Raw genomic sequence first — 21,291 nt, 5'->3', positions numbered from 1 at the left:
AATGCAAGAAATTTTAGCATGGATTATGCTAAATAAGCTCTTGGCAGGGCTTATTATGGCAAGCTTGTTTTTGGTTTTATTGATTGCTTTATATGCTTTTAATAAAGCATTCCGAAATGCAGTTAATTTTTGGTGGTTAAATTTCAAAACAGATTTTCCAGCAATTGGAACAATTGCCAGAGTATCAACCAATGATGCAGCTATCCAATCTAATACAATATGGCGCGATTGCGAAACAAATTTGTGTTATAAATATTTAGACTACTACGACAGAGAAATTGAAGATCCAGAATACTACAATAAATGTGTTTCCTATCTTAGAAAAATTGGGGAGCAAGGCAGAAGTCCGACACCTTTTTTTATATGGATTGTGATTCTTGGTTTAGTTGTTGCAGAAGCGTTAGGATTTGCTTATGTTTTAGCAGGATACACAATCCCGGGCGCAAGTGAAAGCTTGCAACAAAAAGGAGCTATTGGAATCGCTTTTGTTATCTCAGCGCTTTTAGTATTTCTTACGCACTCTGCAGGAGGGGAAATTTATAAAAATAGTGTTATAGGGAGAATCCTGCAAAATCGTGGAGACAATGATTTAATCAAAGAAGAAGTTGATATCCAGAGTGATCATAAAGATGATAATGCACCAAGTTGGCAACAAGCCTACAATAGATTTAATGGAGGCGATAGTAAAACTTGGATTCTTAGCATTGTTACGACAATTTTTATTATCATTGTAGCCATTGGTGCTACATATGTGCGCGGACAAGTGCTAGAAAAACAACTTATTCAAGAAGTTTCCACAGCCTCTATTAGCATCTACGATACCGCTCCAGCCGAGTTGGGAGAAATTCAAAGTAATGCCGATGCTAAAGCATTGCAAGAACAACAAGAAGCAGATAGAAAAGGTGGTTGGGCTACTTTCATTGTATTAGCAGTACTTTTTATTTTTATTCAAATTTTAGGAATTCTCTTTGGATATAAATGGGGATTTGCTGGGAAAAATAGTGGCGATGCATATGAGGCTAGTCACAGATTTAGAACAGCTAGAGAGTATCAAAATTATATCACTCAAAAAAGACGCGCAATCACAGCAAAAGCAAATGAGAAATTAAGTAAAATGAAACGACAAATCAACACAATCGCAAAGAAAAGAGCGAATTTCAAAGTCGATAAAGACAATGATACTTATAGAACCTTTGAAAATTTCATTGTTGAAGCGAGAAAAAATGAAACACATACAGCATTAAAAACCAAAAGCATTGAAAATGACGGACAAAGAACACTTGAGCTATCCGAGACACAAAAAAACATTAATCACGAAGCAAATATTGCTTCTATGAAGTCAAGTATTCAAAGCCAACAAGAGTCCGCTCAAAATACAAATTCTGATGAAATTGAAACTTTAAGAAAAAAAATAACACGCCTAGAGCGCAAAAAAAATGCGCTCATAGAAGAGGGTGTCAAAAAATCTGATGATGAAATTTTAGATTTAGAAGATGAAATAGATACTCTAACAAAAAAATTAAAAGGACTAGAGAATGCGTAAGATTATACAAATCCTTCTGATTCTTTTTGGATTTGGAATTACATTAAATGCAACACCAAAAGGGTGCTATGAAATCTACAAGTTAGATAAACAAAACATAATAGATACTGCAATTTTTGTTCTTATTGATGAAACAACTTTGTTTGACCAAAATTTAAAAGATCAAATTATCTCAAATGCACTCTCGTTTGTTGAAAGCTCTAATCATATTTATATCGGTAAATTTTCTGCTCTGATAGGCGGAAAATATAATGAAACTTTATTTGATTTTAGTCTTGATACCCATTTAAGCAATCAAGAGAGATATGATATAAATAAATCAATGCTTAATAAAATAGATAAATGTTTAAATGATCAAATAGGCTTTGTTAGAAAAAACACAAAAAAATCCATTGAAGGCTCTTTTGGGACAAACGATATTGCAAAATCTGATATTTTATATGCCTTAAAGGATTTTGCTAAAAGTGTCATTGCACCATTAAATGCTAAACGAAAAATTGTAATTTTAGCTTCTGATATGCTAGAAAATTCAGCAATCACTAGCTTTTATGCAAACAATGCTGTGCGACAAATTGATTCTAATAAAGAATTAAGCATTGTTGCCAAAAATGATCTTTTTGGCGATTTTGGAGGAGCAGAAGTATTTATTATAGGAGCTGGAATCTCCAGCAAAAAAAGCTATGTCAATCCTAAAATGCTAGCATCTTTAACAAACTTTTGGCAAGAATACTTCGCTAAATCCAATGCGACACTAAAAAATATCGGCACTCCAGCTCTTAAAAGCGCAATCAGATAGCTATCAAAAGCAAGCCAACAAAAGAGAGCTTTCTCTGAAGGCTCTACACTTTACTCACATAACTTCCTAAAATATCTCTCACAAGCCCACCAAAATTTATTTTAAGCTTAACTTCTTTTCCGCTTTTGCTAACTTCTAGGATTCTACCTGCGCCAAAGATTTTGTGCATCACACAATCTCCCTTTTGAAACACATCTCTCTTACAATCACTCTCCACGCTTTTTTGAAATTGCGCCTTAATCGCACTCACGCCACTCTCCCCTAAAAACCTTGAAGGCATTAAAGCTGCGCGATTCCCACGATAAAACCTAGAATCTACATAACTTAAAAACAACTCTTTTTTCGCACGCGTAAAAGCTACATACCCAAGCCTACGCTCTTCTTCAATATTGCTATCTTCACGCACAAGCGGGAAAAAACCCTCTTCAAGCCCAATAATAAACACATATTCAAACTCTAGTCCCTTGCTAGAATGCACACTCATACAAGATACACCCTCCACACCCTTGCTTTCTGTGCGCATTTCCACATCTTCTTGATCACTTCTTAAGGCTAAATCATTTAAAAAGTCCTCTAACTCCATTAGAGGATTTTGCTTGATATACTCCCTATACACACCATAAAATTCTTCAATATTACTCACCCTATCAATTTCATCATTACTTTGACTTAATGCTTCACAAAGCCCAATTTTCTCTTCAAAAACATCAATAAAATTAAGGCTAGAATGCTTCAAACTCTCTTGCAAGCCCAACATTGTAGAAAAAAATTCTTGAAAACTCTCATATGCCTTTTTACTAATTGCACCTTTAAGCGCACTATAATCTTTAGCAAATAACCCATACACGCTAGTATTATGTTCTTGCGCAAGGCGCAAAACCTTATCAAGTGTTGTCTTACCAATTCCGCGTTTTGGTTTATTAATAATGCGCGCTAGTGAAAAATCATCTTCTAAATTCACAAGCACACGAAAATAACTTAACACATCTTTAATCTCACTTCTTTCATAAAAACGGATTGCGCCAACTAAAACATAAGGAATCTTAGCGCGATTAAAACCCTCTTCTAGCGAGCGAGAAAGCGCATTTAAACGAAATAAAATCGCAATATCTTTAGGGCTAATATTAGAATCTAAAAGCTTGCGGATTGCTTTTGTGATATTTTGCACTTCTTCTAGCTCATCACTAGAGTGAAAAATCTCTATTTTTTTACCCTCGCCTAGAGTGCTAATTAGCGTTTTTCCAAGCCTTTGCTTATTGTGAGCAATCAGAGCATTTGCTGCCTGTAAAATCGTATGTGTGGAGCGATAATTTTCTTGAAGCTTAATCACCTTTGCGCCTTTAAAATGCTCACTAAATTGCAAGATATTTTGTATATTTGCCCCCCGCCAACTATAAATACTTTGATCATCATCACCTACAACGCAAAGGTTTTGATGTGTAGAACACAAACATTTTAAAAGCAAATATTGCAAGTGGTTTGTATCTTGATATTCATCAACCATTATATATTGATATTTTTCGCTCACTTCCTTAGCAATTTCTTTATTTTCTTGCATAATTTCTAATGGAAGCAAAAGTAAATCATCAAAATCTACCATATTTTTTTGCAATAAAAATTCTTGATATTTTCCATAAATTTTTGCTATATGTTTATAGGTACCATTATGTGCAGATTTTAATGCTTCCTCTGGAGAGATTTGAGAATTTTTATAACGCGAAATTTCACTAAGGATTAGCGGAAGCGGTGCTAAATCCTCATTTAGATCTTTTATAATACGCTTAGTATCCTCACTATCTGCTAGAATAAAATTAGCCTTCCTTCCTAAATGTGTAATATAAAACTTTAAAAATAGCAATCCAAACTTATGAAAAGTGCAAAGCAATGGCGGGTGCATTGTGGTGTTTTGAATCATATTTAAAGCCCGTTTTTGCATTTCACCTGCTGCTTTGTTTGTGAAAGTTAGGGTTAAGGTGTTGCCAGGTGGAATCCCAACCACATCAATTAAATACGCAAGACGAGCAGTGATAGTCTTTGTCTTACCACTGCCTGCCCCTGCTAAAATCAAAAGTGCGCCATCTATGGTTGTCGCTGCTTCACGCTGGCTAGGATTTAAATCATCTAAAAAATCTTGCATATTTCACCTTTAAAAATGCAAATTATATCTAATAAATCCGATACATCACGCGAATGCGGATTTTTGTCGTTTCAATAGGATAAGGATAGTCTTTATAGGCAATCTTAATGGTGTGCAATGAGTTATCATCAAGAAGCGTATAACCGCTTGAATGCAATAATTTTAAATCCGTAATATCACCATTTGGATGGAGATAAAACTCCACGATATTATCGCCTTCTTGCCCAACTTTGCCCGCGATTGCTGGGTATCTTAAATAGCGTTGCGTGATTTTTCCAATTTTATCAAGATTGCTTTTAATGAACCTTTGCGCATTTGGACTTAAAGAACCAAATTCTATTCCATATAAATCTTGGATTTGTTGCGTTTGCTCACTCACTCCAAAATCATAAATTGAAGGTGATGATAGGCTTTTTTCTAACGCTCTAGAATTTGAAACTTGAGAAGCCTTAGTCTCCTTTGATGCTTTGGAGTTTTGGGAAGTTTTAGAAGTATTTAAAGTTTTAGATTCTTTAGTTTGCGGAGTTTTATTAGGTTGTGCAATGCTAACTTTTGGCTTTTGCTGTGAAATCTCTTTTTCAATCTCCTGTGTTTTAGACTCTTGTTTTTTAGATTCCATACTTGCTAAAGATTCTAAACTTGCTTTGGAATCATTTGTGTTTTTGGATTCCATATTTTGTGGTGCATTGGTCCCTTGCTGGAATCTAAAATGTTTCAAACTCACGCGCTCCCCTTGCTCACTTCCCATAGGTGGTGGATTATAGACATTTTCGAGTTTTGCTTCAAAACGCAAAAAAAGCAACAAAAAAAGAATCAAGTGGATTAAAAGAGACAGAAAAAGGGCAATTAGATTATTTCGCATTGTTTTCTTGCTCTAACATATCCTTAAATGCGCTTTTGATTTCATAAGAATCAATCAATGTTGTATCATTAGGATTTAAAATCACCAAATACCGCTTATTATACGCTTCAAATACTACCAGCTTACTTTGCACACCAAGCGTTGTTACAGACTGGATTTCTATTTGGTTTTCACCCTCTTTAACCTCCTTGCTAAAGAACTTTAAAGGATTTGTTCTTATTTTTGCCTTGGGAGAGTTTAAGCGATTTTTCACAACCCATAAAAACGCAAGCAAACCCAGTAAAATCAAAATCACACCAAAATACTGGAATCCACTAATGCCTTCAAGCGGAGATTGTCCCATTTGAAAAGGAAACTCATTGCTAGATTCCAATTTTTGCTCTTGCAATAAATCTAATATTTCCTTAGATGAAGTGGCATTATCTGCCCCAAAGGCAAAAATACAAAAAAATAAGACAAATAAAACAATCGCTTTCATACCGTGCTAATACTCTCACGCGTTAGATAATAAATAATCGCATTGGAATCTAAAATCTCATTCACACGGATTGCAAGGTTTTTTTCATACACCATAACTTCACCCTTGCCAATAATCCGCCCATTAATAAAAATCTCAACACTCTCACCCGCTGGCTTTTGCAAATCAATAATAGAACCTTTTTCAAATTGCAAAATTTCAGAAAGTGGAATCTTAGTAGATCCAAGCTCGGAGCGGAACACAACCTCCATATCCAAAAGCCCCCCATAATTATTTATAATCCCTTCTAAATAACGCGCCAAATCTTCTTGCTTGGGTGCTTGGATTTTTGCAAGTGTAAATTCATCTGCTGGCATACTTTTCCTTTATATGTGCATAAATAGCGAACAAGTCGCCCCATTTAATGCAAAGTTTAAACTCTTACAATGTGCATTTTGAAACTCACCTAGTCCAAAAACACGCGGTGTTGTGATATTAAAATTAACATTTTCCCTAACTGCTAAAACCTTTGCCAAACCAATGGTTAAATTTGCTAATTCTTGCGATAAATCACGCAATTCTAACTCACTAGATACAATCTCTCCAAACAAACCTTCTCCTAAAAATTCCAAAAATTCCTTAGAGCTTACAAAAGTAATGGTATTGTGCGTGCCATCTTCAAATGCCACATCAATGCTTGAGAGATACCCTTTTAAAAGCTTATTTTCAACGCACGCTGGAGTCGCACCTAGCGTATCTTTTAGCACTTGCATAAATGCCTTTTTAATTATTAACTCCATAAAGATTCCTGCTTTTTGTAAAATTTTGCATTATAGCTAAAATTTATTAAGCTTTGTGTGAGATATGAAATCTTTATAAATTGTTTTGCAAAAATTCCGCATTATTGCGTTTTTTAATGTTATTTGGCTAGAATTAAATTTTTAATTTTTAGGAGAAAAAATGGCTTTAGATGAAAATAAACAAAAAGCAATAGAACTTGCCATTAAACAGATTGATAAAGCCTTTGGCAAGGGAGCTTTAATTAGGCTTGGCGATAAGCCTGTAGAAAAGATTGATGCCATTAGCACAGGCTCTTTAGGGTTAGATATTGCACTTGGTATTGGAGGAATTCCAAAAGGCAGAATTATTGAAGTGTATGGACCAGAAAGCTCAGGGAAAACGACACTTGCCTTACAAATTGTAGCAGAATGTCAAAAATCCGGTGGAATCTGTGCCTTTATTGATGCCGAACACGCTCTTGATGTAACTTATGCAAAGCGTTTAGGTGTAGATGTAGAAAACTTACTTGTTTCTCAACCAGATTTTGGAGAGCAAGCCTTAGAGATTTTAGAAACACTCACAAGAAGCGGTGGTGTGGATTTAATCGTTATTGACTCCGTGGCAGCTCTCACTCCAAAAAGTGAGATTGAAGGCGATATGGGTGACCAACATGTAGGACTTCAAGCGCGCTTAATGAGCCAAGCTCTCCGTAAAGTAACAGGTGTGATTCACAAAATGAACACCACAGTGATTTTTATCAACCAAATCCGTATGAAAATTGGTGTAATGGGCTATGGAAGCCCAGAAACAACAACAGGTGGTAATGCTTTGAAGTTTTATGCAAGTGTGCGCATTGATGTGCGTAGAATTGCCGCTTTAAAACAAGGCGAACAAAACATTGGAAATCGCGTTAAAGCAAAGGTTGTAAAAAACAAAGTTGCTCCACCCTTTAGGGGAGCAGAGTTTGATATTATGTTTGGGGAAGGAATTAGCAAGGAAGGTGAGCTAATTGATTATGGCGTCAAACTTGATATTGTAGATAAAAGTGGAGCATGGCTAAGTTATGGTGATAAAAAACTAGGACAAGGCAAGGAAAATGCAAAAGTATTCTTAAAAGAAAACCCAGAAATCGCACAAGAAATTGAAGAAAAAATAAAGGCTTCTATCTCAATCACTGATGATTTATCAAACGATGGTGATACTGAAGAATAAGAAAGGATAAATAATGGTTTATATTGATGATATTAATGCGCAGGAAGTTTTAGATAGTCGTGGTAATCCAACCATTAAAGCAACCGCTCTTTTAAGTGATGGCAGCATTGCAAGTGCTATTGTACCAAGTGGTGCAAGCACTGGAAAAAGAGAAGCTCTAGAGTTAAGAGACGGGGATGAGCGATTTTTAGGCAAAGGTGTTTTAAAGGCTTGCGAAAATGTTCAAACAAAAATTGCTGAAGAAATCATAGGCTTAAGTCCTTATGATCAAGCAACTATTGACAATCTTTTAATCACATTAGATGGCACGGAGAATTTTTCAAATCTAGGCGCAAATGCAACATTAGGTGTTTCAATGGCAGTTGCAAGAGTTGCTGCACAAAGTTTGAATATCCCTTTATATCGCTATTTAGGGGGAGCAAATGCTCTTACACTGCCTGTGCCTATGCTAAATATCATTAATGGTGGTAGCCACGCAGATAACACAGTGGATTTTCAAGAATATATGATTATGCCAATAGGTTTTGATAGTTTTAGTGAAGCAATGCGTGCAAGTGCAGAAATTTATCAACATCTTAAAAAAATCCTAAAAGATTCTAAACATATCACAAGCATTGGTGATGAAGGTGGATTTGCTCCAAATCTTAAAAACAACGAAGAACCTATCCAAGTAATTTTAGAAGCGGTTAAAAAGGCAGGATATAAAGAAGGGGAACAAATTGCAATCGCGCTTGATGTTGCAAGTAGCGAATTTGTAAATGACAAAGGAATCTATTGCTTAAAAGGTGAAAATAGAGAATTATGCGCCGAAGAATTGATTGAATATTATGAAAAACTCATTGCTAAATATCCTATTGTATCTATTGAAGATGGCTTAAGTGAGGATGATTGGAGTGGCTGGGAGAAACTTACACAAAAACTAGGGCATAAGGTGCAACTTGTAGGCGATGATTTATTTGTTACAAATGCAAAAATTCTAGCACAAGGCATTAATAAAAATATCGCAAATGCAGTATTAATTAAGCCAAACCAAATTGGAACAATTAGCCAAACAATGCAAACAATCCGCCTAGCACAAAGAAATCGTTATGCTTGCATTATGAGCCACAGAAGCGGTGAAAGCGAAGATAGCTTTATTGCAGATTTTGCTGTTGCACTAAACACAGGCGAGATTAAAACAGGTTCTACTGCAAGAAGTGAGAGAATGGCAAAATACAATCGCCTTTTAGCCATTGAAAGTGAGCTTAGCTCCCCTGTGTATTTAGGAAAACAACTTTTTAAATAATGGAATCTCTAGAGTTTAAAAGGGGGGGATTTTACAAACTTCTACCCTTTTTTAGCTTTATTTTGCTAGTTTGTATTGTGGGCGTGTATATTGGCAATTTGCTTTTTGGAGATAATTCCTTTAGCGTGCTTCTTAAAATCAACCAAAAGGAAGCGCAAATGCGCCAAGAAGTAAATCGTCTAATGCACGAAAATGCAACCTTACAAAAGGAACTTTTTGAATTGAAAGGATTAGAACCTAAATGAAATCTTTAGCCCTTATTCTAACATTAACTTTAACGCTTTTACACGCGCAAACAGAACCGCAAAATACATTACCTGAAATCCCAAAACTAAGTATTGACAGCAATAATCAAAACAAAGAGCAAACAGAACAGAATATAAATAACACTAAAAAAGCTTTGCCTAATGAAACTTCTACAGAACCCACAGGGATTATGGAAAATCTAGCACCAAAGGAACTTGCAAACGCACAAGAAAGCAATGCGACAAAAAAAGCACGCGATCCTTTTACTCCTATTATTACACCAAAAGATAGCGGACAAATCACAAACGCTCCACAGCTTGATTTATTCACCAAAACAGAGCTTATCTTACCATCAACGGCAAGAAAAATTAAAAAAATCACTTTAGAATACCAAAACCTAAATGGCTCTATCACAACGCTAGAAAAAGAGCTAGAAGGTGATATTGACTGGCATTTTCCCCTAGTTTTAAGCCAAGAAGTGCAACCTAAAACACATAATATTCCAGAGAAAGAAAGCTTCGCCCTAGAGGAATATTTCAACTTTGAAATTACCAAAAATAGCATTGCTCTAAACACACACTTAACGCTTCTTAGAGACTTTACCCTTGCGTCCCCTACGCGTTTAATTCTAGATTTTAAAGCACCCAGCAAAAAACCCTTAAAAGCGTCTTTTACACCAAAGATTCCAACAATTCCACAAGTAAGCCTTAATTCACATTTAGACTTTTATCGCATTACACTAAATCTAGATGGGCAGTATAAATACAATTTAGTCAAAGATACAAAAACAGGAAATTACAGCATTGAACTCTACTAATTGTGTGCTAATTGGCTTTATGGGAAGCGGTAAAAGCACGATTGCAAGGGAGCTTCACAAACAGAGTGGAGCGTTTGCAATAGATAGTGACGCACTCATTACCTACAATGAAAATCTAAGCATCACAGAGATTTTCACACAAAAAGGGGAAGCATATTTTAGAGAGTTAGAATCTAAATTTTGCACATTTGCCGCACAAAATTTTAAGCGCACTATCATCTCCACAGGCGGTGGAATGCCGATATTTTGTAATGTTAAACAAATGGGAAAAGTATTTTTCTTATATCTTGATTTTGAAGCAATTTTCACACGCTTAAATACCGAAGAAATCTCTAAACGCCCCCTTTTTACAAATAAAGATTCCGCCTTTAAACTCTACAATACACGCCTAGAAACCTACAAAAACTCTGCGCATTATTGCATTAATGCAAACCAAACCCCACAAAACATAGCGCAAGAAATCTTAAGTCTATTATGAATATTTTAATTAGACTTCCAAATTGGCTAGGTGATGCTGTAATGGCAACTTATGCCCTTGAAATTTTATTTACAAACTTCAAAGAAGCACATTTTTATCTTATTGGATCTCAAGCTAGTATTGAACTTTTTGCACATTATCCAAATGTTACAACTCTACAAGATACAAGTAAAAAGGGTGTCTTTAGAATTCTAAATCTCTACAAACTTGCAAAAAAGATTCCAACTTGCAATCTTGCACTAACTTTTCAAAATAATTTTCTCTCCGCCCTATTCCTTGCTTTTAATGAAGCGAAATTCCGCGTTGGATTTGCCACAGAATTGCGAAGCTTTTTGCTACATTTTCATCCTAAAAAACCTAAAAGGATCCACGAAGCAATGCGTTTTGCCTTGCTTGCCACGCAAGCCCTACAACATTTTAAAAAACAAACTCTCACAATCCCAAAACAACTCTATTTACGCCCAAGCCCTATAAATATCACGCTTCCAAGCCATTTTACTAACTCTAAAATTGCCGGAATTAACGCTGGAGCAGCCTTTGGCGCAGCAAAACGCTGGGAAGAAGCATATTTTGCTAAATGTATAGAATATTTACTTGAGCAAGATTACAAAATTTTACTCTTTGGTGTAGAAAGTGAAGCCCCCATTAACACAGCTATTCTAACGCATTTGCCAAAAGATTTACAAACCAGTGATTCTCTTTTAAATTTAAGCGGACAAACTACAATCCCACAGCTTATCTCATATTTTTCACATTTAGATTTTTTGCTCACAAATGATAGCGGTCCTATGCATATAGCAGCAGCATTAAGGATTCCAACTTTAGCTCTTTTTGGCCCAACAAATACCCAAGAAACCTCCCCATTTAACGCTCCAAAAGCACACATTATCTCTTTAGAAACTCTAGAGCAAAAACTCCCTTGTATGCCTTGTATGCAGCGCACTTGCCCGCTCCCAAAAGATTCCAAAGATTACCATAAATGTATGCGCGCACTCACGCCAAATCTAGTCATCAAGGCAATTCAATCCCTTGTAAGCTAACTTTAAATAAAATCCCACAAAAGGAGCAAAAATGCGCGTATTACAGATAGGACATTCCCCTGATGCTGATGATTTGTTTATGTATTATGCAATCGCATTTGGCTGGGTAAGCCACGAAAACATTGCGTTTAACAATGTAGCACTAGATATTCAAACGCTAAATGAAAAGGCGCTACAAGGTGCGCTTGATATTTCTGCTATTTCTTTTGGAGTTTATCCTCTTTTATTCCAAGAACAATGTTTGCTAAGAACTGGCGTTAGTTTTGGAAGCGGCTATGGTCCAAAACTCATTAAGAAAAAAAACAAGCTCTTAAAATCTAATTTCAAAGTTGCCTTAAGTGGCGCGCACACAACAAATGCAATGCTCTTTAAAATCGCCTATCCAAACGCTAAAATTATATATAAAAACTTCCTAGATATTGAAAAAGCTGTGTTAAATGATGAAGTAGATGCGGGTGTTTTAATTCACGAGTCCATTTTGCATTACGATGAGAGCCTAGAAGTAGAAAGAGAGATTTGGGACATTTGGTGTGAGCTAAATAAACAAGATTTACCCTTACCACTTGGGGGAATGTGTATCCGTCGCTCACTTCCTTTAAGCGTAGCAATTACTTGCGAGCAAATGCTAACAAAAGCTGTAAAAATTGCCCTAGAAAACAAACCGCTTTTATCGCAAATGCTAGAGGAGCGCAATCTTATCCGCGTGGATTCCAAACAGCTTGAAACCTATCTCAACCTTTATGCAAATAATGATTCTATTACCCTTAGCCAAACACAACTTAACGCAATCAATGCGCTTTTTAAAATAGGCTATGATTACAAAATCTACTCACAAATCCTAAGCGTAGAAGATTGCCTAATTCCTCTAGAATACACGAACTTCCGCGATTCTTAAAACTGCCTATCTCCTAGGACAAGAGACACAATCTCTAAACTCTCTATGGTAACCATCTCTATGATCTCTATAAAGGTGATGAGGACCCTTCAATAAACCTTTTTCGCGTGCTTCTTTAACGCTCATAGCATCAATGCGCTTTTGTGTTTCTATACGAATTGCATCACGATATTCTCGGCGCTCTTTCAAGCTCATCGCATCGTGCGCATTGCGTCTTTGCTCGCGCAATCTTTCATTAAAGATTTCCGCATCTTTCACCTTCATTTCTTGCGTACGCTTAAACACTTCCATTTTATAATCTGGATAGTCTTTTGGTGCCACACTTCCAGAGATTTCAATTAACTTTTCATTGCTAACCTTAGAAAAATCAGCTCCAAAAGCACTCATACTTAACGCGCCCACAAGAGCGATAACAACTAACTTTTTCATAATAATCTCCTTAAAATTAAGATAATAAAATTGTAGCTCTAAAGTGTGAAGCCAATCTAAAGCAACTATAAAGAGAATGTGAAGTTTAATCCTTCACTTGCATTTTATAAAGTTTTTTGCGCTCGCTTGAACTTGCAATATTAAGTTGCGCGCGGTATTTTGCGATTGTACGGCGCACCATTGTAACCTTAAATCTCTCTGTTGCAAGCTTTAAAATTTTACTATCACTAAGGGGCTTTTGTTTGTTTTCATTACGGATAAGATCTGCTACAAAGTCCTTAATGGTGGTGTTTGAAGTTTCTTCATCAATGGCAGTTGCAAAAAAGTTTTTTAGCGGGAAGATTCCGCGCGAACATTCTAAATATTTATTAGAAATCGCCCTTGAAATCGTGCTTGGAGCATGTCCAAACTCTTCTGCTAAATCCTTTAAGGTCATAGGCTTTATCTCTCCGCCTTTAAAAAACTCATATTGATACTCCACAATCATTAAGCCAATTTTATACAAAGTAGCCTTACGCATCTCAAGCGCATCAACAAGATCGCGTGCTTCTTTAATCTTGGCTTTAATAAAAGCATCTTGTATGCTGTTTTTATCAGTTTTTTCCTGCTTTTGGATAAGAATACTGGGATAATATTTGTCATTAATTTGCACTTGGATATTGTCTTTGTCTTCTAGCACCAAAATATCTGGTATCACAGCGACTTCTTTTTGAAAGAAATCTAGGGCGGGCGGATTTTTAAAGCTCTGGATTGCACGCATTGCTTGCGGATATAAGGGATTATTTTTAAATCTTGTATGCTCTTGTAAATTTTCCAAAATCTCTAAACATAGCCCATACACATCACTTGGCACATCTAAATGATCAAGTTGGAATCTAAAAGATTCCATTACATCTAATGCGCCAATTCCGGGTGGTTCTAAATACGCAAAACGCAAGCGGATTTTCTCCACTTCACTAGCATAAATTTCTACCCCTAAATCTTTAGAGCATTCCTGTGCAATCACTACACAATCGCCATCAAAATACCCTTCATTGTCCAAATTTTCAATGATTTTTTTGGCAATCTCTTGGGAATTCCTTGTGGGAAATAAAGGCGGCTCAATTTGTCGCAAAAGTAAAACTTCTAAGCTTTCTTCTTGAATGCAAAATTGCTCGATACCATCTCCCTCTAAGCTTTTACCACCCTTAGCCCCACGCATTTTTTCTTTATGCTGCTTTTTATATGCTATGCTTTGTGTGCTTAATGTATCAACAATCCCAGATTTGACTTCAAAATATGGATTTTCCAGCCCAAAGCCATTAAGCGTTTCTTCTAAATCACCCATCCCACTTTGCAAAATCGGTAACCAGCTCTTTAGCGTTGATGAAAGTTTTGCTTTTAAGGTTGTAGAAGTTTGGGCGCGAAGTTTCATACTTTAAAATGCTCACCCAAATAATGCCTGCGCACAAGCTCATTTTGATAAATCGCACTTGCATCGCCACTTGCAAGCAGTGTGCCTTTATTAATCACATAAGCCCTATCACACACGCTAAGTGTTTCCCTCACATTGTGATCTGTGATTAACACGCCAATCCCAAAACCTAGCAATTTTTTAATAATATTTTGAATATCAAGCACCGCAATAGGATCTACTCCCGCAAAAGGTTCATCAAGCAAAATAAATTTTGGTTTTTTAACTAATGCGCGCGCAATTTCAACTCTGCGCCGCTCTCCCCCACTTAAATTGACCCCTTTGCGACTTCTAATAGGTTCAATATTAAACTCTTCTAAAAGCTCTTCAATGCGTTTATTTTGAGCCTTTTCTCCCTCAAAGCATACTTCAGCAGCAATGCGTAAATTCTCTTCAACACTTAAATCTTTAAACACGCTAGATTCTTGCGGCAAATAACCAATCCCAAGCCGTGCGCGCTTGTGCAAACTAAGTTTAGTAATATCCTTACCATCAAAACTCACACTCCCACCACTTGCCTCTAAAAGCCCACAAATGATATAAAAAGTTGTTGTCTTCCCTGCCCCATTTGGACCTAAAAGCCCCACAACTTCACCACTTTGCACACAGATAGAAATGTCTTTAATAATTTGTGTTTTTTTAATAATTTTACTTAAATGCTTTGCTTCTAATGTGTGCATTCATATTCCCCTTATGCTATATTTGCGCTTATTTCCTTCTTGTGTTATCAAAATGTGCCAAAAAGGCAAGCCAATATTTTTTAAAATTTTAGCCAAATTTTCATCACCCCACTCTATAAAATGCCAACCTTCTTTTTCAAGCTCTTCTAAAAAGCCTAGCGCAAAGAGCGTATTTAAGTCCTTTTGATAAATATCATAATGATATATACTCTCTCCATATTCTAAAGCTGTTAAATAAGTGGGCGAGGTTACATTTTCTTCTACCCCAAGTGCTTCTACCATTGCTTTTACAAGTGTTGTTTTGCCGCTTGCCAAATTTCCGCTAAGTAAATAGATTCCACGATTTTTGGACAACTCTAACACTTTTAACAATTGCGGAATCTCATTTTGCGCTAAAACTAACTCCATTATGCACCTTAGATTTCCACGGAATTTAGCGGACGCACTTTGACTTGCTTAATCTCTAGTAACTCTTGTGCGCTCTGTAAAAGCGGAGATTGCAAAGCCTGCGTTACTTCTCTTTGAATTTTCTCTTGTGGCGTTAATGTGGAATCTAAATTTTTGGATTCCACATTTTGTGGCGTTTTAGATTCCATATTCTGTATTTGTGCAACTTCTTTTATTTCTTCGCGCGGTTTGCTAATATTTTTAATTTGCGTTTGCATTCCAAAAACTTCTAGCACATAATTTTTAATAATACTATATGCGCCAATTAACCGCTCCCTATTCTTACCCACAGCAAGCGTTTCCCAAGTTAGCACAGAATCTTCAAAACTCACAAAACGCACATCACTAGCAAAAATCTCACCCAAATCATAATTATGCGCAGAAATCTTTTTACCTAAAAGCGCAAACAGGGTTTTTGCATGATCTTGTATAGAATCTTGCGTAATATTTTGCTCTGTCAAATTGGAATTTAAAATTTTAGATTCCATATTTTGTTGCATTAAAACCGCCTGTGCTGCCTCTTTTTTTGCAGATTCTAAAGTTGGAATTTCTTTTTGGCTTTCTAATTCTCGTGTTTGAGTCTGTATTTGTGAAATCTGTGTTTTAGATTCCAATTTTTGTGCTACGCTTTGCGTGTTTTCAAACTTTGGCAAACTCTCAAAAAAGCCCTTTTCTAAATGCGCAATGGCAATATCAATGCTTTCAACCTTTAAAGCTTCAAGCATTTTAAACGCACTTAAAGTCAACACAAACTCATTTTCAGAGCCTAAAAACAGCAATTCTTTTGCCTGTGTGATAATCCTAAAAAAGCGATCTATGAGTAAGCTAGAATAGCGCGTATCATTGCCTTTTAAAAGCTTCTCTTTTAAAAAAATACTCATTTCATCTAAAAGCATTCCACATTCATATTCAAAAAAGCCTTCAAGCATTTTAAGAAGCGAGTCCCTATCTTGCGTGAAAATACATTCAAAAAGCGCATTTAAACTCTCTGCATTAATAAGCCCTAGCATATTTGCGCAAACTTCGGAAGTTACATTATAGCTAGAATAGATAATGGCTTGATCAAGCAAAGTTAGCGTATCGCGCAAAGAACCAGCCCCGCTTCTTATAAGCATTCCCAGTGCTTCTTCTTGGTAAGGGATTTGCTCATTTTGTAAAATCTTTTTTAAATGTTCAAAAATGCTTCTATCCGAAATGCGTTTAAAACGAAAATGCTGTGTTCTACTTAAAATTGTAGCAGGCAACTTCAAAGGATCTGTTGTTGCTAGGATAAACTTCACATATTCAGGTGGCTCTTCTAGCGTTTTTAAGAGCGCATTAAAGGCTTCACGCGTTAGCATATGTACTTCATCAATTATAAAAATCTTAAACCGCCCAATATTTGGGTGGTATTTTGTTTGCTCAATCAAATCTCTAATATCGTCAATCTTACGATTTGATGCGCCATCAAGCTCCATAATATCAATGTGGCTCATTTTATGCGGATTTGCAGCAAGACAATTTGCGCAAGTGCCACAAGGCTTAGATCTAGGACCACTCTCGCATTGTAAAGCCCTAGCAAAAATCCTAGCACTGGAAGTTTTCCCGCTTCCACGCAAGCCTGAAAACAAATAAGCGTGCGATAAGCGTTTGCTATCAAGCGCTAAAGAAAGTGTGCGACTAACCGCTTCTTGCCCTACAAGTTCATCAAAGTCCATTGGGCGATATTTTAAAGCTAATGCTTGTTGTTCCATATCCTATCCTAAATTAAAAGCGCAATTTTACATTAAATATATTTTAATCACTCTTTATAGGGTGTAATGTCTGATTGAAACTTATAAATTTTATTTTTTAAACGCACAAGCAATCCCGTGTCAATTAACTGGCGAAATGTCTTTACCACCGTGGGCTTACTTACACCTACTTCTTGCACAATATCTTCATAAGAGCCATAAAAAATATTTTCTACATCACTATGTTCTATTAAATACTTGATAATCTCAATTTTTTTGCCACCTACAAAAATAGAAATCGCATTTAAAAGCGCGTTTTGCATTTTAATTTCACTGGCTTGAAACTTTGGTAACACAGCGCGTAAAATCGTTTTTAAAAGCTCTTCTACATCAATAGGTTTTAAAATGTAGCCATCAACGCGCAACTCAATACAATCTAGCAAATAGTGTGTTTCTGTGTGCGCAGTAACTACAATAATAGCCACTTCCAAGAGTGGATTTTTACGAATCTCTTTAATTAAATCAATGCCATTTAATTTTGGCATTAAAATATCAGTAATTACTAAATCAATGCTTTCTTGCTTTAAAATCTCTAGGGCTTCCTTTCCATTGCGTGCCACAAATAGTTTATCCACATAATCTTCAAGTACCATTGTAGCAAACTTCAAAATATCCTCTTCATCTTCTACATACAAAACTTTAAGGTGTTTTAAAACTTTTTCATCATTTTTACTAATCACACTCGCTCCTTTTGCGCATTTAATGGAATCGTAATAATAAATTGAGCCCCGCAAGTGCCATCTTTTAATTTGCAATCTTGCGCACAATCTCCGCCATTACACACAATATTAAACACATCATCATAACGCACATTATGCACTTCAATACTTCCTTGCATTTGCTTTTCTATAATTTGCTTAGACATATAAAGCCCAATTCCTGTGCCTACGGATTTATGTTTTGTTGTGAAGTAAGGCTCAAAAATCTTTTGAATATCATCAAGTTTGATTCCACCACCATTATCCATAAAAAGAATCCTAACACATTCTTTTATAGGATTATCTTTATTTTCTTCTTCTTGTAAGATTTCTGCTAAGATTTTAATCCTTGCTGGCACAACTTCGCGCTCTTTTAACACATCTTCAGAATTTTTTATCAGATTTAATAAAACTTGAGAAAATGCACTCTTATAACCACAAAGCATAATATTCTCCGCACATTCCACACTAATTTCAATTTCATTTTGTTTTAAAAACGCATCCACCAAAGAGATGGAATCGTAAATATTTTCTTTCAAATTAAAAGGTTCCTTATCGCTTGCCGAGTGAAAAAAGTTTCTAAAATCTTCAATGGTTTGGGACATTCTTTTAGCAATTTTTAGCCCATCTTCTACTTGAATTTCAATAAATTCTTTTGTAAGTTTGCCATTTTGAGATTTGATTTTAAAAGTTTGAATGAGTAGCATTAGAGCATTTAGAGGTTGTCGCCATTGGTGTGCGATATTCCCTATCATCTCTCCCATACTTGCAAGGCGGGCTTGTTGATACATAATTTGATCTTTTTTACGACTCTCAAGCACTTCTTTTTTTATATTTTCTTGTAAAGAATTATTTAAAATTTGGAGTTCTTGTGTTTTTTCTTGCACCTTTTGCTCTAGCGTTGCATGCAAATTTTTAATGTTACGCAAAATCAAATAACTTAACAACATCGTAATAAGCATAATCAAACATATAATCACTAAAATAACTTTTTGCAATACATTATGCAAAGCATTATTGCGCACTTTTTTAGCTTCTGTAAATTGTAAATTTAAATGCGCTATCTTAGAGATTTGATGGTTTAATGCACTAATACTTTGCTTAACTTCTTCACTTAGAGTTTGATGAGACATATCTTGTCGCCCCTCTGAGCTTAAAAGCTCTAAATACGCGCTAATTTCAGAATCTAAAATTTCCAAATTACTTTGTAACCCCATTTTTTTTTGCACCACAAAATTATCTTTTGCAAAAAACTGATAAATGTCTAGCAAAAAATGCGTAGATTCACTCTCATTTAAGAGTCTATTTTGCAAAGCTTTATAATTATTTAATTGCGTAATAATGCTATGCTTTGCTTGTAAAATCTCTTGGTTGCTTTTATGTGCAAAATTTTGTAAATCATTGAGTGTTCGCCGAACCTCTTCAAGCTCCACAAGAGATTGACTATATTCCATAAAAAGCATATCATAATCGTATTTCAAGCTGAAATGATACACAAAAGACACAATTGCAAGCGAGAGAAGCCCAGAAGCAATATTAAACACTAAAATACGCGCTTTATGTTCAAGCGTTGTTCCAAAAAAATGAAAAAATCGCAAATTTTATCCTTTTAATAAAGTGTTCATTATGATACCAAAATACAACATTTCATCATAATTTTGGGTTCTTTTTAAGAATAACTCGCACCAAAATCTCTAAATTTTATCATTCTTTTAAGTTAAAAAGTTATCATTACAAATACAAAAATTAACTTAAGGAGTTTGATATGAAAAAGATTTTACTAGGATTAGCATTAGCAACTGGTTGTTTAATGGCAGCTGATGGTGCGACAATTTATAAAAAATGTATTGCTTGCCACGGAGCAAAAGCTGAAAGGGTAGCACCTGGAAGTAAAGGAAATGTTAAAATTGCTGGTATGGCAAAAGAAGAACTTGTAGCACAACTTAAAGGCTATGCAGCAGGAACAGCAGATAATGGTGGCGCAAAAGCTATTATGTATGCAAATATGAAAAACTTTAAACTAACAGATGCAGATATTGATGCAGTTGCAGATTATATCTCAAAACTTCCTCCAGTAAAATAACTTAAGCCCCCCCCCTTTCTTTGGGGGATTGTTTATGCCTTATTTAGAAATCAGTAAAAAGAACTTTTTTCATAATCATCAAATGATTGCCCAAGCAATTACTCCCAAAGAAAAAAAAGGAATAAAAGGGGAAATCGCTATTGTCCTAAAAGACAATGCTTATGGGCATGGAATTATGGAAATAGCAAGCCTTGCCAAAGAAGTTGGAATCAAGACTGCATTTGTAAAAAATCTTCAAGAAGCCCTAAGTATTAAGACTTTTTTTGATAATATTGCCATTCTTTACCCAAATTCATTACCCAATAAAAATGCTTTAGAATCCGCCCTTAAAATTCCATCCATTTCATTTTGCACTCCAAGTTTAGAATCCTTACAAGAATATCCAAGCAAGACAAATATTGAACTCAAAGTTGATAGCGGAATGCACCGCAATGGAATTGACAAAACAAAGCTTAGAGACGCCTTTGAGTTAATTACAACACGCAATTTAAATCTTAAAGGAGTCTTTACGCATAATGGCTATGGAGATGATTTAAATAGTGCATTTTATGTGCAAGATATGGAGTTTTTAGAAATCAAAAAAGAAGCCCTAAAACTCTGCGAACATTTTAAGATTCCACGCCCAAAATTCCACTCTTTAAGCTCATCTGGCGCATTGCGCGCAAGCAACTTTAATGCAAGCTTGCCTAAAGAACTACAAGATGATTTATTTCGTATAGGAATCGCATTTTATGGCTATAATTGCAGCTCTCCAAATACACTAAAGTTAAAGCCTATTGCTTCTCTTTTTGCTAACAAAATCTCCACTCTTAAGCTAAAAAAAGGCACAAGTATCGGCTATAGTGGAGTTAGTATGCTAGAAACAGATGGCATAGTTTCTACCTATGATATAGGCTATGGTGATGGACTTTTTCGCGTGCGGGAAGGAATGGAACTTTATACAACGGAAGGGTATAGGATTTTACCGCGCGCTAGTATGGATTGCATTAGCATAGAAAGTGATACTTCAAGTGTGTGCATTTTCAATGATGTTAGCGCCTTTGCTAAGTCATTTAATACCATTCCTTATGAAATCCTAGTACATTTGCACGCTTATATTCCGCGTTTTATTGTTTAAGATTCCAACTTTTAGTGTGTTTAAAATTACTTTTGGTATAATTTTGAAATTTTTTTATAAGGAA

23 protein-coding genes are annotated in these 21,291 nt (G+C 35.6%); 11 read left to right on the top strand and 12 right to left on the bottom strand.

Annotation, left to right across the window (positions count from 1 at the left end):
* The first annotated feature begins 1 nt into the window (after window position 1).
* Both IP358_RS01755 and IP358_RS01750 read left to right on the top strand, forming a co-directional pair.
* Complete coding sequence (locus IP358_RS01755; protein ID WP_006801997.1) at window positions 2-1,543, top strand: hypothetical protein; 1,542 nt, start codon at window positions 2-4, stop codon at window positions 1,541-1,543.
* The gene (locus IP358_RS01750; RefSeq protein ID WP_006801998.1) at window positions 1,536-2,339 is read left to right on the top strand and encodes a hypothetical protein; all 804 of its coding nucleotides are present in this window, start codon (window positions 1,536-1,538) and stop codon (window positions 2,337-2,339) included. The genes IP358_RS01755 and IP358_RS01750 overlap by 8 nt, the downstream gene beginning before the upstream one ends.
* 43 nt (window positions 2,340-2,382) lie before the next feature.
* Here IP358_RS01750 and IP358_RS01745 read toward each other — a convergent pair whose 3' ends face one another.
* Genes IP358_RS01745 through IP358_RS01725 form a run of 5 tightly spaced genes read right to left on the bottom strand, consistent with a single transcriptional unit; the run spans window position 2,383 to window position 6,595 of the window.
* The gene (locus IP358_RS01745) at window positions 2,383-4,476 is read right to left on the bottom strand and encodes an ATP-dependent helicase (RefSeq protein WP_006801999.1); all 2,094 of its coding nucleotides are present in this window, start codon (window positions 4,474-4,476) and stop codon (window positions 2,383-2,385) included.
* A 28-nt stretch (window positions 4,477-4,504) separates the two neighbouring features.
* On the bottom strand, window positions 4,505-5,338 hold the full coding sequence (locus IP358_RS01740; protein ID WP_006802000.1) for an energy transducer TonB: 834 nt from the start codon (window positions 5,336-5,338) through the stop codon (window positions 4,505-4,507).
* Window positions 5,328-5,816, bottom strand: a complete 489-nt coding sequence (locus tag IP358_RS01735; RefSeq protein WP_006802001.1) for a hypothetical protein — start codon at window positions 5,814-5,816, stop codon at window positions 5,328-5,330. Before IP358_RS01735 ends, IP358_RS01740 begins: the two co-directional genes overlap by 11 nt.
* Window positions 5,813-6,172: a flagellar motor switch protein FliN gene (gene fliN, locus IP358_RS01730; RefSeq protein WP_006802002.1), complete on the bottom strand. Its 360-nt coding sequence runs from the start codon at window positions 6,170-6,172 to the stop codon at window positions 5,813-5,815. Before fliN ends, IP358_RS01735 begins: the two co-directional genes overlap by 4 nt.
* 9 nt (window positions 6,173-6,181) lie before the next feature.
* Entirely contained in the window at window positions 6,182-6,595 is a 414-nt protein-coding gene (locus tag IP358_RS01725) for a hypothetical protein (RefSeq protein ID WP_006802003.1), read from the bottom strand.
* Window positions 6,596-6,755: 160 nt separating this feature from the next.
* Between IP358_RS01725 and recA the strand changes: the two genes are divergently transcribed.
* The 7 genes from recA to IP358_RS01690 are packed head-to-tail and all read left to right on the top strand — an operon-like array spanning window position 6,756 to window position 12,548.
* Entirely contained in the window at window positions 6,756-7,787 is a 1,032-nt protein-coding gene (gene recA, locus IP358_RS01720; RefSeq protein WP_006802004.1) for a recombinase RecA, read from the top strand.
* A 13-nt stretch (window positions 7,788-7,800) separates the two neighbouring features.
* Window positions 7,801-9,072, top strand: coding sequence for a phosphopyruvate hydratase (gene eno, locus IP358_RS01715; RefSeq protein ID WP_006802005.1), 1,272 nt, complete (start codon window positions 7,801-7,803; stop codon window positions 9,070-9,072).
* The gene (locus IP358_RS01710) at window positions 9,072-9,317 is read left to right on the top strand and encodes an FtsB family cell division protein (RefSeq protein WP_006802006.1); all 246 of its coding nucleotides are present in this window, start codon (window positions 9,072-9,074) and stop codon (window positions 9,315-9,317) included. The genes eno and IP358_RS01710 overlap by 1 nt, the downstream gene beginning before the upstream one ends.
* Complete coding sequence (locus IP358_RS01705) at window positions 9,314-10,135, top strand: AMIN domain-containing protein (protein WP_248613349.1); 822 nt, start codon at window positions 9,314-9,316, stop codon at window positions 10,133-10,135. Before IP358_RS01710 ends, IP358_RS01705 begins: the two co-directional genes overlap by 4 nt.
* Window positions 10,122-10,613: a shikimate kinase gene (locus IP358_RS01700; protein ID WP_006802008.1), complete on the top strand. Its 492-nt coding sequence runs from the start codon at window positions 10,122-10,124 to the stop codon at window positions 10,611-10,613. The genes IP358_RS01705 and IP358_RS01700 overlap by 14 nt, the downstream gene beginning before the upstream one ends.
* On the top strand, window positions 10,610-11,653 hold the full coding sequence (gene waaF / locus IP358_RS01695; RefSeq protein ID WP_006802009.1) for a lipopolysaccharide heptosyltransferase II: 1,044 nt from the start codon (window positions 10,610-10,612) through the stop codon (window positions 11,651-11,653). The genes IP358_RS01700 and waaF overlap by 4 nt, the downstream gene beginning before the upstream one ends.
* 31 nt (window positions 11,654-11,684) lie before the next feature.
* Window positions 11,685-12,548 (top strand): menaquinone biosynthesis family protein, encoded by an 864-nt coding sequence (locus IP358_RS01690; protein ID WP_006802010.1) that lies wholly within the window; start codon window positions 11,685-11,687, stop codon window positions 12,546-12,548.
* Between the two features lie 6 nt (window positions 12,549-12,554).
* Here IP358_RS01690 and IP358_RS01685 read toward each other — a convergent pair whose 3' ends face one another.
* The 7 genes from IP358_RS01685 to IP358_RS01655 form a co-directional block, all read right to left on the bottom strand.
* Window positions 12,555-12,977: a DUF1104 domain-containing protein gene (locus tag IP358_RS01685; protein ID WP_006802011.1), complete on the bottom strand. Its 423-nt coding sequence runs from the start codon at window positions 12,975-12,977 to the stop codon at window positions 12,555-12,557.
* Window positions 12,978-13,062: 85 nt separating this feature from the next.
* Window positions 13,063-14,391 (bottom strand): RNA polymerase factor sigma-54, encoded by a 1,329-nt coding sequence (locus IP358_RS01680; protein WP_006802012.1) that lies wholly within the window; start codon window positions 14,389-14,391, stop codon window positions 13,063-13,065.
* Window positions 14,388-15,110 (bottom strand): LPS export ABC transporter ATP-binding protein, encoded by a 723-nt coding sequence (gene lptB / locus IP358_RS01675; RefSeq protein WP_101313212.1) that lies wholly within the window; start codon window positions 15,108-15,110, stop codon window positions 14,388-14,390. Before lptB ends, IP358_RS01680 begins: the two co-directional genes overlap by 4 nt.
* Window positions 15,111-15,518 (bottom strand): tRNA (adenosine(37)-N6)-threonylcarbamoyltransferase complex ATPase subunit type 1 TsaE, encoded by a 408-nt coding sequence (gene tsaE / locus IP358_RS01670; protein WP_006802014.1) that lies wholly within the window; start codon window positions 15,516-15,518, stop codon window positions 15,111-15,113.
* A gap of 8 nt (window positions 15,519-15,526) precedes the next feature.
* Complete coding sequence (locus IP358_RS01665) at window positions 15,527-17,290, bottom strand: DNA polymerase III subunit gamma/tau (RefSeq protein WP_006802015.1); 1,764 nt, start codon at window positions 17,288-17,290, stop codon at window positions 15,527-15,529.
* 47 nt (window positions 17,291-17,337) lie between these two features.
* Window positions 17,338-18,009, bottom strand: coding sequence for a response regulator (locus IP358_RS01660; protein WP_006802016.1), 672 nt, complete (start codon window positions 18,007-18,009; stop codon window positions 17,338-17,340).
* Window positions 18,006-19,625, bottom strand: a complete 1,620-nt coding sequence (locus tag IP358_RS01655; RefSeq protein WP_006802017.1) for a sensor histidine kinase — start codon at window positions 19,623-19,625, stop codon at window positions 18,006-18,008. The genes IP358_RS01660 and IP358_RS01655 overlap by 4 nt, the downstream gene beginning before the upstream one ends.
* 167 nt (window positions 19,626-19,792) lie before the next feature.
* On the opposite strand from IP358_RS01655, the gene IP358_RS01650 reads away from it, so the two are divergent.
* Window positions 19,793-20,110: a c-type cytochrome gene (locus IP358_RS01650; RefSeq protein WP_006802018.1), complete on the top strand. Its 318-nt coding sequence runs from the start codon at window positions 19,793-19,795 to the stop codon at window positions 20,108-20,110.
* 34 nt (window positions 20,111-20,144) lie between these two features.
* On the top strand, window positions 20,145-21,227 hold the full coding sequence (locus IP358_RS01645; RefSeq protein ID WP_006802019.1) for an alanine racemase: 1,083 nt from the start codon (window positions 20,145-20,147) through the stop codon (window positions 21,225-21,227).
* Window positions 21,228-21,291 lie beyond the last annotated feature (64 nt).

Source organism: Helicobacter winghamensis ATCC BAA-430 (assembly GCF_028751035.1).
Lineage (GTDB): Bacteria > Campylobacterota > Campylobacteria > Campylobacterales > Helicobacteraceae > Helicobacter_D > Helicobacter_D winghamensis.
The sequence above is the reverse complement of the archived record's forward strand: the minus strand, read 5'-3'. Positions and strand labels throughout refer to the sequence as shown.